The 14203-nt window shown below is 38.2% G+C and carries 13 protein-coding genes; 6 read left to right on the plus strand and 7 right to left on the minus strand.

Going from position 1 to position 14203, the window contains the following annotated elements:
* Positions 1 to 4: 4 nt before the first annotated feature.
* The 3 genes from LVD51_RS05845 (at position 5) to LVD51_RS05855 (ending at position 5174) form a co-directional block, all read left to right on the plus strand.
* Complete coding sequence (locus tag LVD51_RS05845) at positions 5 to 2302, plus strand: alpha/beta hydrolase (protein ID WP_236970266.1); 2298 nt, start codon at positions 5 to 7, stop codon at positions 2300 to 2302.
* Positions 2303 to 2342: 40 nt separating this feature from the next.
* Positions 2343 to 3635 carry a Gfo/Idh/MocA family protein gene (locus LVD51_RS05850; RefSeq protein ID WP_236970267.1) on the plus strand — a complete coding sequence of 431 codons (1293 nt, stop codon included), beginning with the start codon at positions 2343 to 2345 and terminating at the stop codon, positions 3633 to 3635.
* A gap of 990 nt (positions 3636 to 4625) precedes the next feature.
* Positions 4626 to 5174: a hypothetical protein gene (locus LVD51_RS05855; protein WP_236970268.1), complete on the plus strand. Its 549-nt coding sequence runs from the start codon at positions 4626 to 4628 to the stop codon at positions 5172 to 5174.
* Positions 5175 to 5342: 168 nt separating this feature from the next.
* Here the strand turns inward: LVD51_RS05855 and LVD51_RS05860 are convergent, their stop codons facing one another.
* From LVD51_RS05860 to LVD51_RS05880, 5 genes are all read right to left on the minus strand, one after another.
* A complete protein-coding gene (locus tag LVD51_RS05860) occupies positions 5343 to 5729 on the minus strand; it encodes a RidA family protein (RefSeq protein WP_236970269.1) in 387 nt (128 codons plus the stop codon).
* A 39-nt stretch (positions 5730 to 5768) separates the two neighbouring features.
* On the minus strand, positions 5769 to 6857 hold the full coding sequence (locus LVD51_RS05865; protein ID WP_236970270.1) for a dipeptidase: 1089 nt from the start codon (positions 6855 to 6857) through the stop codon (positions 5769 to 5771).
* A 187-nt stretch (positions 6858 to 7044) separates the two neighbouring features.
* Positions 7045 to 7779 carry an SDR family NAD(P)-dependent oxidoreductase gene (locus LVD51_RS05870; protein ID WP_236970271.1) on the minus strand — a complete coding sequence of 245 codons (735 nt, stop codon included), beginning with the start codon at positions 7777 to 7779 and terminating at the stop codon, positions 7045 to 7047.
* A gap of 8 nt (positions 7780 to 7787) precedes the next feature.
* Complete coding sequence (locus tag LVD51_RS05875) at positions 7788 to 8870, minus strand: Gfo/Idh/MocA family protein (RefSeq protein ID WP_236970272.1); 1083 nt, start codon at positions 8868 to 8870, stop codon at positions 7788 to 7790.
* Between the two features lie 98 nt (positions 8871 to 8968).
* Positions 8969 to 9109, minus strand: coding sequence for a hypothetical protein (locus LVD51_RS05880; RefSeq protein WP_236970273.1), 141 nt, complete (start codon positions 9107 to 9109; stop codon positions 8969 to 8971).
* A gap of 715 nt (positions 9110 to 9824) precedes the next feature.
* On the opposite strand from LVD51_RS05880, the gene LVD51_RS05885 reads away from it, so the two are divergent.
* The 3 genes from LVD51_RS05885 (at position 9825) to LVD51_RS05895 (ending at position 12482) form a co-directional block, all read left to right on the plus strand.
* The gene (locus tag LVD51_RS05885; RefSeq protein ID WP_236970274.1) at positions 9825 to 10982 is read left to right on the plus strand and encodes a Gfo/Idh/MocA family protein; all 1158 of its coding nucleotides are present in this window, start codon (positions 9825 to 9827) and stop codon (positions 10980 to 10982) included.
* Positions 10983 to 11035: 53 nt separating this feature from the next.
* Positions 11036 to 12091: a sugar phosphate isomerase/epimerase family protein gene (locus LVD51_RS05890; RefSeq protein ID WP_236970275.1), complete on the plus strand. Its 1056-nt coding sequence runs from the start codon at positions 11036 to 11038 to the stop codon at positions 12089 to 12091.
* 64 nt (positions 12092 to 12155) lie between these two features.
* Entirely contained in the window at positions 12156 to 12482 is a 327-nt protein-coding gene (locus LVD51_RS05895; RefSeq protein ID WP_236970276.1) for a hypothetical protein, read from the plus strand.
* Positions 12483 to 12509: 27 nt separating this feature from the next.
* Here the strand turns inward: LVD51_RS05895 and folE are convergent, their stop codons facing one another.
* Both folE and lgt read right to left on the minus strand, forming a co-directional pair.
* The gene (gene folE, locus LVD51_RS05900) at positions 12510 to 13187 is read right to left on the minus strand and encodes a GTP cyclohydrolase I FolE (RefSeq protein WP_236970277.1); all 678 of its coding nucleotides are present in this window, start codon (positions 13185 to 13187) and stop codon (positions 12510 to 12512) included.
* Positions 13188 to 13313: 126 nt separating this feature from the next.
* Entirely contained in the window at positions 13314 to 14159 is an 846-nt protein-coding gene (gene lgt, locus LVD51_RS05905; RefSeq protein ID WP_236970278.1) for a prolipoprotein diacylglyceryl transferase, read from the minus strand.
* Between the last annotated feature and the right edge of the window lie 44 nt (positions 14160 to 14203).

Raw genomic sequence — 14203 nt, forward strand, 5'->3', positions numbered from 1 at the left:
AGTTATGAAGTTTAGTATTGCTCTTATTTTTTTTATTCTATTCGGTATAAGTGAGTCTACTTTTGCTCAATCCATGACGAGAGAACTGTCTTCTGGTGTGCAAATGTTAGATGAGTATCACTATAGTCATTCATTGTCTGCCAATAGAAGCTATCGGATTTTTCTGCCTCCCAACTACGAGGTTAATTCAGATAAAAAATACCCTGTAATCTACTACTTTCATGGCTGGGCTCAAAGGTATTTTGGTTCCATGGGCAAAGGCTATGCAAATTATGATAAGGGAGATGAAAATAATGGAGACAATATTGAAAAATTTGTTTCCGAAAACGATGTAATCGTGGTAAAGGTTGATGGATTGAATAATTTTTCTACCGATCCGTTGAATCTCAGTCCTTATAACGTAAGTTCTGTGACCACTTTTCGTCAATTCCCCAATTACTTTTTAGAACTCATAGATTTTATTGACAGTAGGTATCGTACGATTCCTGATCGAGAGCATCGTGCCGTATCGGGTTTGTCTATGGGCGGGTTTATGACTTTTTGGTTGTCGGCCAAATTTCCAGATAAAATAAGTGCGGCTGGTAATTTTTGTGGTTCTACTGAATTTTCAGCTGGACTGGTAGAGTATCCTGTAGTGTATACCCACGCCGAAATGTACGATAACTATAAGGCCACTCACATTAGGATGAATAATGGAACACGAGATCGATTGAGATTTTATCATGAGGATATGAATCGAGTTTTGCTAAATGTTTTATCTCAATATGAGTTTCATGTATACGAAGCTTCACATGTTACCTGTGGTTTGGGTGATATGTTTGATTTTTTAATGAAAGCATTCGAGTCACCACTGCCATTGCCTGAACGCTGGGACTATATCGATATTTATCCTTTTTTTGAAGTCTGGGATTATAAAGTGGAGACAGATCGAAACAGGGGTGGATTTACCATTTTGGAAAATGTAGATGAGGCTGGATTTAATATTGCGGTTAGAAACTTTTTACCTGACGGACAATTGATGACTCAAGTTGCAGTCAAAGTGATTACGGCCCCTTTGTATCAGAAAAATACTAAGTATTACGTGGTGGATGTTGATCTGAGAAATCAGCAATCTAATACTTATGAAGTGATGAGTGATAATGAAGGCCGGTTGGCGATTGTGACCACAGGAAGTCAGCATCAAATAAGTATTGCTCCCAATACAGATCAAAGCAACTTGAGCTTGGCTAATTTTTCACTTAATAATATGGAGTGGGCAGAAACGGGTAAAGAAATAGAGTTTAGTATCGATATCTTAAATAAAGGAATGGCTGCCGCTTCTTCTATAAAGGCGGAATTGTTGTCATTGAGTGAAGGATTGGAAGTCCTGTCTGGTCAAGGCGTGCTCTCAAGTTTGAAGTCTCAAGAAATGGCTCAACTTAAAGGTCGATTTAAGATTATTAATCGCAAGGAAGGTGTGGAAATTGCTAAATTTTTATTGACTTTAACCGATGGGGATGGAGGTAAATGGGAGGAAGAATTTGAACTTCGATTTAAAGATCCTGTTTCAGAAATTGTGGATTTTGTGATAGCCGACGGTAAAGAAATGACGGTTATTGAGCAAGCTGTTCAACCGGTAACTAAAATAGTAGGGCTAGGAAATGGAGATGGAATAGCGAACCCTGGAGAGACCATCGTTATTTTGGTTAAAGATGGGGATCAATATTACCAAACCTATGCCTATACTACAAATCCCGTCATTAACCCCAATGGTGTTAGTATCCGAGTGGACGATCCATGGCAAGAATACGATCACATTGGTGGTTCGTTTAAGTATATGATGCCGGTTATCGATACAGAAAAAGGTGCAGGGGAAGTAGTGAATTTTTATATTGAATATTGGGTCCCTGGAAATCTTAGTGGTCAACACATAATTAAAAAGGGGAAGGTAAGGGTTAGAATAAAAGGTGAAGATACTACGCCTCCTCAAGTCCAGTATGTGCAGTTACATAACAATGACAGGATAGAAGCACGTATTTACGATGGGCAACAAGTAGAAAAAGTAACGATGACTTTCACACCGAATGAAGAAACATCAACTATGAGATATGTCGGATGGGATGAAGTAAAGAAACAATTTGAAGTTCAGCTGTACGACAACGGTGAAAACGGTGATGTAGAGGCTGGAGATGGAATATTTAGTCGACAGATTCGCAAGCGCTCATCCTATTTTTACAATATTTCTATGAAGATAAAAGATGGCTTGGGCAATGAAGTTTCGATTCAGTGGCCGGAGGTTTTATTCCTAAAGGATACTTATTAAAGGTGTTTTCTAAATAATAGAATATAAAAAATATATAATTATGGATAGGAGATCATTTATTGTGCAAAGTAGTATAGTTTCAGGTGGTGCTATGGTCGGTTCTCCGGCTATAGTAAAAATATCAAATATTAATTCCAATTTAAAAGTAGGTATCGTAGGCTGTGGAGGCCGAGGTACTGGTGCTGTAGTTCAGGCTTTGATGGCCCACCCTGGCAATACATTGGTAGCCATGGGGGATTTATTTGAAAGTCATATTGAATTAAGGCATGAAGCATTGTTAGATGTAGAAGAAATAGCAGATAGAGTCAATGTTCCAAAAGAAAATAAATTTACTGGGTTCGACGCTTATCAAAAGGTTATCAAAGCTTGTGATGTGGTGATATTGGCCACACCTCCAGGTTTTCGACCAGAGCATTTTGAATTTGCTGTAGCAGAGGGCAAACACGTATTTATGGAGAAGCCTTTGGCTACCGATGGCTATGGTATCCGCAGGATATTGAAAAGTGGAGAGTTGGCTGATAAAAAGGGGGTGAAAGTTGTCGTCGGCTTGCAAAATCGCTATGATCCTGCTTTTTCGCAAATGGTTGATCAATTAAAAGCTGGCATCATCGGTCCAATACTTACGAGCACGTGCTACTATATGAAAGGGGGTTATAAATTAATTCCACGGTCAAGTACTCAAAATGAATTGGAGTTTCAAATTAAGAATTATCACTATTTCAATTGGTTGTGGGCCGGAGCCCCAGGTGGATTAGCTATTCACAATACCGATATTGTACATTGGGCCAAAGGGACTTATCCCATTAGTGCCCAAGGTCTGGGTGGGAGAGCTAAACTGAGTGGTCCTGATACTGGAGATACTTTCGATCACTACTATATAGAGTATACCTATGCCGATGGAAGTAAATTGCATAGTCAGATTAGAAATATTGAAAAGAATTTTAATAAAAATGGAGCATGGATTACGGGAAGCAAAGGTGTTGCTAATGTTAGAGAAGGGATTTTAGATCACAATGGACAAGTTTTATGGCAATTTGATAGCCAATCTGCTGAAAATTCCTATCAGGTTGAACACGATGTTTTGTTTGATGCCATTATCAATAATAAGGCTAAAAACGATACTGTCTTTGGGGCTCATAGTTCTCTGGCGTCAATTATGGGTAGAATGGCATCTCATTCTGGTCAAGTAATTACTTGGGATCAAGCATTAAATGCTGCGGAGCGACTGGTTCCAGACATTGCGGATTGGACTGATGTGCCCCCCGTAAAGCCAGATAGTCAAATGGTTTATCCTTATTCAGTACCAGGCGGTAGCAATAAATATTTATGGTAATAGCCGGAGTGTAAACAATGAGGGCAATAAGGTTTTGTTTTTATAGAAGCTAAAGTTTTTATTTTTTCATAATTATAGTATCCTACGAAAACGGGGGTTGAAGTAATTCAATCCCTGTTTTTATAAGTAGAGGGTTATAAAGAGGCAAGATTTCGAAGATCAAACTCAAATACATTACTCAAATCATCTAAGAAAAATATTAATTGTGGTAGATTTTTTGAAAAGGGCATTTTTCTAGATGTTACGTCTCCATTTTTTCCATTAGACCTGGATAGAATACTGTGTTTTTACGGCATTTAATATGAATGTACTCTCGTCGCAGCACAGTGATTAAAAACCTGACGAATTATGTTGAGTCCATGCCATTCAAGCTTAGAAAAATCCTGAAAGCGGCGCACTGAGCTTGGTCGAAGTGGACGTAATATGTCAGAGCAGGACGAAGTCCTGTCTTAGGAAATTGTGTTGATATTAGTCCTGAAGGGACGACATAATAGCCTCGGGTGAGCGAGCGAAATACGTAGTATCCAATGTCCATTTAGGACATTGGGTGCTTCGCACTTCGCTCGTTCACACCCGAAGCCAGTGGCTTCGGTTCCCTCATCAAATGCCTATTTAAGGCATTTGGCTCTTCGAGCTTCATTCGGTCATTCAAAATCATAACCGACATCATAAAACGCAATTGGTATAATTGTGGTAATTGTAGGGTTGAGGTTTATCGTTGAATTATACTAGAATCCAAACGGATATTGGGGTGTGGTCAAAATGTAAATTCTTCCCAGCTGTATAGTTTTTTAGAATATTAATTTTTTATCTGAATTGGCATTCTAAATTTATTGGGAATTCATTCTTGCTAGTAACAAATGCACTTTTTAAATTATATTATTTTGACTTATGTATTTCGTTTTAACACATTTGTGATTTAAAATGTTAAATAAATACAAAATACAAGAATAAAATATTATTTTAGAATATCATCAAAATATAAAAGTTATGTCTAGACATTTAATCGGTGCATTGGTCGGTGGATTGATTCTTTTTATCTGGCAGTTCTTATCATGGAGTATGCTAAATGTCCACGGGAATGAAATGAGATATTCTGCTCAGCAAGATGAAATTTTAGAAGTTATGGAAAAACACCTCGTAGATGGGCAGTATTTTATGCCTAATTTGCCTCCTACAGCCTCTTCAGAAGAGCATCAAGCTTTTATGGAAAATGCAACAGGGAAGCCTTGGGCTGTGGTACAATATCATTCTTCTATGGAAAATGACATGGTCATGAACATGGTCAGAGGCTATGTAGCTGATTTCTTAGCTATATTCTTACTGATCTGGATCCTGATTAAGATCCCTGATTTCAGTTTACTGCAGATTATTTTGGCTTGTGTAATTGTCGGGTTAATTTCATTTTTGACAACTTCCTATCTCAATTCTATATGGTTTGAAACCTATTCCATAGGGGCATTAATCGATGCTGTTGTCCAATGGGCGGTTTGTGGACTTTGGTTGGGTTTTTGGTTGCGCAGATCTAAGCCTGTATGAGATTAAGTATTATTTATTTCTATTGATTTTTCAGTGAGAAATATGAGAAATATCTTGTGATTAAAATTATAAACGTAATTGGTATAATATCTTTATTGCAAAGAAAAAACCTGTGCAATCTTTAAAGATGCACAGGTTTTTTGTTCGTAAAAGAATAGATTGATATTCTTATTCTGGTATTTTGGCGATACAGTCGATCTCTACTTTTAGATTTTCGGCCAATACAGATTGAACCGTTGTTCTAGCTGGTTTTACCCCTTTGAAATACGATGCGTATACTTCATTGTATCTATCGAAATCGGCAATGTCAGCTAAGTGAGCAGTAGTTTTAACTACATAGTCCAATGAGCTACCTGCTTTTTTTAAAATGGCTTCAATATTTTGAAGGGTTTTATGGGTTTCCTCCTCTATAGTGCCTAAGTCAAATTTTGAAGTTTTAAAATCTACAGAGGCTTGTCCACTTACATAGATCATTCCGTCTATAATAACGGCATCTGAATACGCTCCTGTTACAAAGTCTGCTTCTCTTTCCGGATGAATTACTTCTTTTTTCATGATTATTTTTGTTTTATGATTATTAATATGTGTTTCGTATTATGCCCAAGCACGACGCAATAGCCTAAGCCAATTGCCGTGCATTATTTTTTGAATATCAGTTGAACTATATCCTCTTTTGGTTAATAGCTCAGGTAGCTTTTGTAAATCGGCAATAGTCTCTAAATCGTATGGACTTTGCTCTTTTCCAAACATCCCATCTAAATCACTTCCGATGGCTATATGGTTGGTATTGCCTGCGATTTGGCAAATGTGGTCCCAGTGGTCGACAATGACTTCCAGTGCGGCACCATCTTTGAATGGGTCGGATTGGCCTCTAACCCATCCAGGGACCATCATCCATACATCTAAAGAGGCACCGATCACGGCATCTCGTTCGACCAATGTTTTGATTTGATCGTCTGTGAGTTGTCGTTGATGAGGGACTAGTGTTCTACTATTGTGATGACTGGCCCATACCGGTCCAGTATAGATGTCCATGGCTTGATCAAAAGCTGCATCGGTTAAATGGGTAACGTCTAGGATGAGGTTTAAGCTATCCATTTTTTTCAAAAGTGCTAAACCTGGTTCTCCCAATGCTTCATCCCTTCCCGTACCATTGGCGTACCGACCAGGGCCATAATGTGCTGGGCCCAATGCTCGTAATCCATATTGATGAGCGGTGTCTAAGAAGTCGAGGTTGACCAAGGAATCAGCACCTTCTAGGCTGAGGATAAAGCCAATAGGTTTAGTCTCATCTGCGATCGATCGATCTTCCCACATATCAATATGGCTGTTGAGTTCAGTGAGATTGGTGATCTGAACCATTTCGCCCAATTTTTCCATGGTTTTATACCAAGCCAGTTGACCTTGACTCTGAGCCCATGCCTGAGCAGGAGAATGCCAGCCTGGCAAATCACTGTCTAAGGCTACGAAACGAGCAATTTGAGTAGCTACCACTAGTCCAATTCTTCCCTCTCGCAATGCCGGTAAAGACACTACACCTTTGGCTCTGTCCAATTTGTCGGTTAATCCTTTTTCCCTATCTCTTATTTCTTCGACTGATAATGTTAAATCTCTGTTCCATTCCATGGCATTCATAGAGATGTCTATGTGAGCATCAATTATCAGTGGTCTTTGGTCATCCATAATGTACTAATGTTTTAGTTGCGAATCTTATTTTTTATTGAGATGTTAAATCATGATTTATTTTTTTCCAATCTCAAATCCAAATCCACTCTATCTCTTATTCATTGGATGAATTAAATATTGGAAAAATAGCAATTGTCAAAATTGCACCTCATTTTATTTTAGTTATGTATTTACACATAGTGATTTAATAGGTTGCTCTCCCTCCGGATAGATCAAAAGTGAAACCTGTGGTAAAGCTGTTGTCTGGAGAAACAATGAAGGCAGCCAAAGCAGACAATTCATCCAGGGTGCCACATCGCTGCATTGGAATTTTATCTGTCATGTATTTGACTTGTTCTGCAGGCATTTGATCTACCATAGCTGTTTGGATTACAGCTGGGGCTATAGCATTTACAGTAATGCCCGTCCCCGCGTATTCCTTTCCCTGAACTTTAGTCATCCCAATTACTGCAGCTTTGGAGGCTGAATAGGCCAGCATTCCCGCATTGCCCTCTTTGCCCGCTATCGATGCAATGTGGAGGATCCTCCCGTATTTTTGATCGAGCATGAATGGCAAAACATATTTTGACAAATACCATGATCCATAAAAATTTACTCCCATCACCCTTTCTACATCTTGTTTTTGGGCCAAGTGACTCTTGATGTTGGTCTGGCCAGTAATGCCGGCACTATTGACCAATATATGGATGTGAGGTGTAATGGATGATACTTCTTTAACCATGTCTTCCACCGCTGTTTCGTCGGTAATGTCCATAGCCTGAGTATATATAACATTAGGCATGGATTGGGCAACCTTTTCTAAGGTTGGCCCATCCATATCTATAAGTATTAATTGTGTACCTGAGTCTGCCAGTTTTTGGGCTATTGCTAGGCCTAAGCCCTTGGCTGCTCCGGTAATAATTGCTGTTTGATTTTTCATCAATAAGTTTATAGGTAAACGGTTTTACCAGTTTTTACAGATTCATCACAGGCAAATGCAATTCGCAAACTATTGACGGCATCTTGACCGTGATCGCTTAAATCGATATCGTTTTGGATGGCGTTTAAGAAATATGCTTGCTCTCTATCGCAAAGCCCTTGATGATCGGGTTCGTCTTGTAAATTAATCCAGTCGTCTTCTCTTTTAAATCGCTCTTCTTCGTCTAGTTCTGAATGGTGGAAACGTAAGGATTCTGTTTTGGTGTGGGCTTCTATTGAAGAAGATTTACCACTTCCTCCTGCATCTTGAGCTACGATGGATACTGAACCTTTGGGGCCGAAAACGTCTTTTACAAAGAAGGCTGTTTCACTGACCATGGGGCCCCAACCTGCTTCATACCAGCCCACTGATCCATCCTCGAATCTTATTTGCAGTTGTCCATAGTTGTAGTTGTCTGCGGGAATATCATCGGTAAGTCTTGCACCAATGGCACTTACGTGGACTGGTTTGGATCGCGTCATTTGACACATCACATCGATATAGTGTACCCCACAATCTACGATTGGACTTAAACTGGCCATAAGGTTTCTGTGTAACTGCCACATTTCTGTTTGGCTCTGTTGATTGAGATTCATTCTCATAACCAATGGCTTGCCCAATTCCTGAGACAATTCAACGAATTTTTCCCAAGATGGATGGTGGCGAAGGATATAGCCTACTACTAATTTTTTATTGGCTTTTTTGGCTGCTGCTACTACGCGTTCAGAACCTTCGACAGTATCGGCCAATGGTTTTTCAACAAAGACATGACAGCCTTGTTCGAAGGCCTGTATGGCGTATGCTTCATGGGTGTCTGGATAGGTCGAGATACATACGGCATCTGGCTGAGTGGCTTCTAGTGCTGTAGTATAGTCGTCATATAATGGGTAATTGGCCGACAATCTTTCATTTAACTTATTCTTGCTTTCACCTCTGGCTACTAGGCCAACAATTTCAAAATCTTCCATGTTGTGATAAGCCGTGGCATGGGAAGCTCCCATGTTGCCACATCCAACTACGAGTACTTTTAATGGTGTGTTATTGGTTGTCATTCTTTTTTTATTTAGTAATTTAAATTTAGTGACTAACTTAATATTATGTTATATAGGGAATCTAAAGTGAATAAGAAATTATTATACCTTATTAATGGCTAGAGAAACAAAATATTTCGAGGTAATTCTCTATCTCTCAGATTGGTAGCTGTAGAAATATTCTTGGTGTCATCAATCATTGTTTCTATATCATAGGTAATTTCTTTTGGAGATGATATGTGTTGGAAAAAATGCTGCATTGCGGACAAATTAATATTCATTGGCTTGATTGACGGAATTACAATAACAAAATCGCTCTATGTCTAGCGTTTCAAATATATTTTATATTTATTGTTAATTATAATACTATCTTTCAGAAAAGTGGTATTATTTTTCAATATTTTGATAATTGCAACGATCTTATATGAAATGGTAACAGGGAGTAACTTTTGAAAAAGCTATAAATCTAGGCATGAAATTAAAAAAAATGCACCAGTACAAAGGTTTAGCTAATTCGTATCTGATGCACTTTTCATTAATTGTGTGCCGTATATATGTTTCTACTTTGGGGGTTGAAATAAGTTTCTATAAGGGTAATAAATATATATACGGTTTTCTAGATCGCAACGTTATTTTATTACATTTTCACCATTAATAAGTAAAAAATTGTATATAAATCTCTGTAACGAAGGAGAATTATGTAAAATTATAATTTATGTGTTAATGTATGTAATACTATATTGACATATATTTGGTTTATTCTGTACATTTTGATTTTTATTTCAGCTTGATTGGAATATAGATTGGATTTTTGGGTGATTGGGATAAGCCATCTTTGGTTATAATTCATGGATGCAGTATATTAAATTGATAAATAGGTCTTTGTTTTTATTATTGTAAAATCTTTATAACCATTTATTTTTGCATTTTCTTTCCCTATATTTAGGATTTTCAAAATTATAAATACCAATTACAATGAGTAGGAAAATACGAATGGGAATGGTCGGTGGTGGACCTGGTGCATTTATTGGCAATGTGCATCGGATGGCAGCGAGATTAGATGGTGAAATCGACCTGGTTTGTGGAGCTTTTAGTTCTAGTCCTGAAAAATCTAAACAAGCTGGAAAAGAACTCTATTTACCTGAAGATAGAGTCTACGGTTCTTTTCAAGAAATGATTGAAAAAGAAAGTGCATTACCTGCCGATGTTCGAATGGATTGTGTAAGTATCGTAACTCCAAATCACCTGCATTTTTTACCGGCCAAATTGGCCCTGGAAAATGGTTTTCATGTGATCTGTGACAAACCCATGACCAGAACATTGGAAGAGGCCTTGGAATTGGAAGAGTTAACCGAAAAGTCTGGATTAATCTTCGCTCTTACTCATACTTATACTGGCTACCCAATGGTTAAGCAAGCACGTGACATGGTTTCAGCTGGGACAATTGGTGATGTTCGTAAAATATATGTGGAATACCCTCAGGGTTGGTTAACAGAAAAAGTGGAAGATACCGATTCCAAACAGGCCGGTTGGCGTGTGGATCCATCCAAATCCGGTATCGCTGGAGCTATGGGTGATATAGGTACCCATGCTGAAAATTTAGCAGAATATATAACTGGACAAAAAATATCTGAATTATGTGCCGATCTCAATACCGTTGTCAAATCTCGAGTCTTAGATGACGATGGAGCCGTTCTTCTGCGATTCGATGGAGGGGCATCAGGTATCTTAACGGCTAGTCAAGTGGCGGCTGGTGAAGAGAATAGTCTGGCTATAAGAATTTATGGAACTAAAGCTGGACTGGAATGGCATCAGATGGAACCCAATTCCCTTGTGGTTAAATGGTTGAATAAACCCATGGAAATATATAGAACAGGGGTAGGAGCTTTGAGTGAAGGAGCAACCGCTCATACTAGAGTGCCTGCAGGACATCCGGAAGGATATTTGGAAGCTTTTGCCAATTTGTACAGAAATTTTGCCAAAACCATTCAAGCTCGATTGGCAGGCCAAGAACCTGATCCTCAATATCTCGATTTCCCTACGGTTAGCGATGGAGTCAGAGGGATGAAATTTTTATACAAAGTGGTGGAGTCTGGTAAAAGTGATGTAAAGTGGACATCTTTTAATAACTAATGCAGATTCTATTGCACACTATTTAATTTTTTAAAAATATAAAATCATTTGGAATGAAAAATATAAAAGGACCAGCCATTTTTCTAGCTCAATTTGCCGGAGATCAACCACCTTACAACGATTTGCGATCTATCTGTAGATGGGCTGCCAGCCTAGGTTATAAAGGAGTTCAAATACCGACTTTTGTTTCTTCTTTTATCGATTTGGAAAAAGCTGCTAAGAGTAAAGACTATTGCGATGAACTCAAAGGTATCGCAGCCGAAGAAGGTGTGGAAATCACTGAATTGTCCACTCACTTACAAGGTCAATTGGTAGCAGTACATCCCGCTTATGGAGATCTATTTGACGGATTTGCGCCGGCTTCTGTTCACGGGAAACCCAAGGAGAGAACTGCATGGGCGATACAACAATTGATGTGGGCCGCAGATGCCAGTGAAAACCTGGGATTGGATGTACACGGAACATTTTCTGGTGCCTTAATTTGGCATACCATGTATCCTTGGCCACAACGCCCCAAAGGATTGGTAGAGGCTGCTTTTAAGGAATTAGCTGCTCGATGGAAACCTATCTTGGACCGTTTTGATGAAAAGGGAGTAGATGTATGTTATGAATTGCATCCCGGTGAAGATCTTCACGATGGTTTGACCTTTGAAAGATTTGTCGATGCATTAGACGGACATTCTCGGGCTAATATTTTATATGATCCCTCTCACTTTGTGTTACAACAATTGGATTACTTGCAGTTTATCGACTTCTATCACGAAAGGATTAAAATGTTCCATGTTAAAGATGCCGAATTTAACCCTTCTGGTAAAGCTGGTGTTTATGGTGGGTTTGCCGATTGGACCGATCGTCCTGGGCGTTTCCGTTCTTTGGGTGATGGTCAAGTAGATTTTAAATCAATTTTCACCAAATTGGCTACCTATGATTACGATGGATGGGCCGTGTTAGAATGGGAATGTGCGGTAAAAGATAGTGAACAAGGTGCTATTGAAGGCGCACCCTTTATTGCTGACCACATTATTAAAGTAACGGAGAAAGCTTTCGATGATTTTGCAGGAGTAGATGCCGACGATGCTTTTAATCGAAAATTAATGGGACTAGATTAGTAATATTTTATTATATTGTAAGTTCTACTTAAGTATCTATTTATTTACTCACTTAAATGAAATTATGAAATTTAAAAACTTATTAGGACTGGCTTTGCTGGTTGGAATCACTGTGGTTTCCTGTTCCGATGATCCCATTATTACAGGAGAAGAAGTATCTTATACCGCTGATATCAGACCACTCCTGGATCAAAAATGTTCCAACCCTTCTTGTCATGGACCGGGATCAGTTATTTTGGAATTGGATACGTACGACAAGGTTCAGTTGGCTGCCGCTAAAATCAGAGAACGCGTATGGGTAAGTAGAACGATGCCCAAATCGGGAACGATGACTGAAGAAGAAAGAGAATTGGTTAAAGACTGGGTCGATCAAGGCGCCATGAATAACTAATCTAAGAAAATTTTATGGATGGTATTCTTATCGAATACTGTCCATAAATTCTTTTCGAATATCGGCATCTTTAAATTTCCCATCATAATCAAAGGTTATTGTCCTACTGTTGTCGTCCTGTATTCCTCTCGTCGTGACGCAAAAGTGTGCAGCATCTATCATGACAATAACATCTTCACTATTTAGAGCTTCTTTTAATGCTTCTAAAATTTGGCGAGTCAGCCTTTCTTGTACCTGTGGTCTACGGGCACAATAGTCAACTATTCTATTGATTTTTGATAATCCTATTACCTTTCCGTGAGATATATATCCTACATGAGCATGGCCTACAATGGGTAGAAAATGGTGTTCACATGTACTTTTGATCGATACATTCTTCTCTATAATAAATTTATCATATTGGTATTTATTATCAAATACAGAGATTCTAGGTTTGTTGTCTGGATTTAATCCATAAAATATTTCTTTTACAAACATTTTTGCTACCCGATGTGGTGTGCCACTGAGACTATCATCATTTAGATCTAAACCCAGTATGTCCATAATATCAGCAAATTTTTCACTGATTAAGGCCATTTTTTCATCATCATCAATATTAAATGCATCTTTCCGTAACGGAGTGTCTATGCCGTTGGATCCGATATGGGCTTCGCCATTGCTTTCTATTTTTTCTATGATGTCGTCAGATAGTGGATAATTTTTCATCTAAAGATTTAATATGTAGAGTAAAATTCTCAAGTAAAACGCCTTGAGCTATAAATATGTTCAAATTAGAACGTTTTAAGCTTGAAATATAATTCAAGTCCAAAAAATATATTTCAGTGTTTTGATTTACCGTTTTTTGGATTTTGCATAAGGCTTGGCTTTAAAAACAACAGTATTCTCTTTGTTGTTTAATAGAAAATAGACGCCTACTAAGGCAAATGGAATGCTTAATAATTGTCCGGTAGAGAGTCCAAGATCAAAAAAGGTCTCAAATCCGCCTTGGCTTTTTTTGAAATATTCCATAACAAAGCGCGCTGACCACAATAGTACCATAAACCAACCAAATATTTTGCCTAGTCTTTGCTTGGCATCGGTCTTCCAATACAGATAGGACAAAAAGAAGAAAATGGCCAAATAGGATAAAGATTCATACAGCTGAACAGGATGTCGAGGCAATTCGTCGACCAATTTAAATTTGAATGCCCAGGGTACATCGGTGGGCTTGCCCACGATTTCGTGATTCATTAGATTGCCCAAACGAATAAAAGCACCTGCCAATGAAATAGGAATAACGATTCGGTCGAGAATCCATAAATAGGGAGTTTTGCTTATTCGCTTGGAGAACAAATAAAGGGCGATTAATATTCCGATGGCGCCTCCATGTGAAGCCAAACCTCTAAATCCGATAAATCTAAATTCAGGTTCAAATTGAACCGGTAAAAATATCTCTAAAATGTGGTTAGAAAAGTAATCCCAATCGTAAAATAAACAATGGCCCAATCGAGCACCCAACACCGTAGCCAATACCAGATAGATTAAGAGTGAATCCAGCCATTCTAGATCGGCATTTTCATTTTTGAATATGCGTTTAACGATTTGATAGCCAATAATAAATCCAGCTGCAAAGCATAAACTATACAATCTAATGAACCCAATTTGAGGACTGACTGTCCAATCTATATAGCCTATCATTTTATTAATTTTTATACGACCACAAAAGTATATAAAATTTTAAG

The sequence above is a fragment of the Membranihabitans marinus genome, from assembly GCF_021729155.1.
GTDB classification, from domain to species: Bacteria; Bacteroidota; Bacteroidia; order Chitinophagales; family Saprospiraceae; genus Membranihabitans; species Membranihabitans marinus.

Excerpts from the sequence above, each read along its gene's own strand:
- LVD51_RS05855 (WP_236970268.1), top strand. The coding sequence starts at position 4,626 with ATGTCTAGACATTTAATCGGTGCATTGGTCGGTGGATTGATTCTTTTT.
- LVD51_RS05865 (WP_236970270.1), bottom strand. The coding sequence starts at position 6,857 with ATGGATGACCAAAGACCACTGATAATTGATGCTCACATAGACATCTCT.
- LVD51_RS05850 (WP_236970267.1), top strand. The coding sequence starts at position 2,343 with ATGGATAGGAGATCATTTATTGTGCAAAGTAGTATAGTTTCAGGTGGT.
- LVD51_RS05880 (WP_236970273.1), bottom strand. The coding sequence starts at position 9,109 with ATGCAGCATTTTTTCCAACACATATCATCTCCAAAAGAAATTACCTAT.
- LVD51_RS05875 (WP_236970272.1), bottom strand. The coding sequence starts at position 8,870 with ATGACAACCAATAACACACCATTAAAAGTACTCGTAGTTGGATGTGGC.
- LVD51_RS05845 (WP_236970266.1), top strand. The coding sequence starts at position 5 with ATGAAGTTTAGTATTGCTCTTATTTTTTTTATTCTATTCGGTATAAGT.
- LVD51_RS05895 (WP_236970276.1), top strand. The coding sequence starts at position 12,156 with ATGAAATTTAAAAACTTATTAGGACTGGCTTTGCTGGTTGGAATCACT.
- LVD51_RS05870 (WP_236970271.1), bottom strand. The coding sequence starts at position 7,779 with ATGAAAAATCAAACAGCAATTATTACCGGAGCAGCCAAGGGCTTAGGC.
- folE (WP_236970277.1), bottom strand. The coding sequence starts at position 13,187 with ATGAAAAATTATCCACTATCTGACGACATCATAGAAAAAATAGAAAGC.
- LVD51_RS05890 (WP_236970275.1), top strand. The coding sequence starts at position 11,036 with ATGAAAAATATAAAAGGACCAGCCATTTTTCTAGCTCAATTTGCCGGA.
- LVD51_RS05860 (WP_236970269.1), bottom strand. The coding sequence starts at position 5,729 with ATGAAAAAAGAAGTAATTCATCCGGAAAGAGAAGCAGACTTTGTAACA.
- LVD51_RS05885 (WP_236970274.1), top strand. The coding sequence starts at position 9,825 with ATGAGTAGGAAAATACGAATGGGAATGGTCGGTGGTGGACCTGGTGCA.
- lgt (WP_236970278.1), bottom strand. The coding sequence starts at position 14,159 with ATGATAGGCTATATAGATTGGACAGTCAGTCCTCAAATTGGGTTCATT.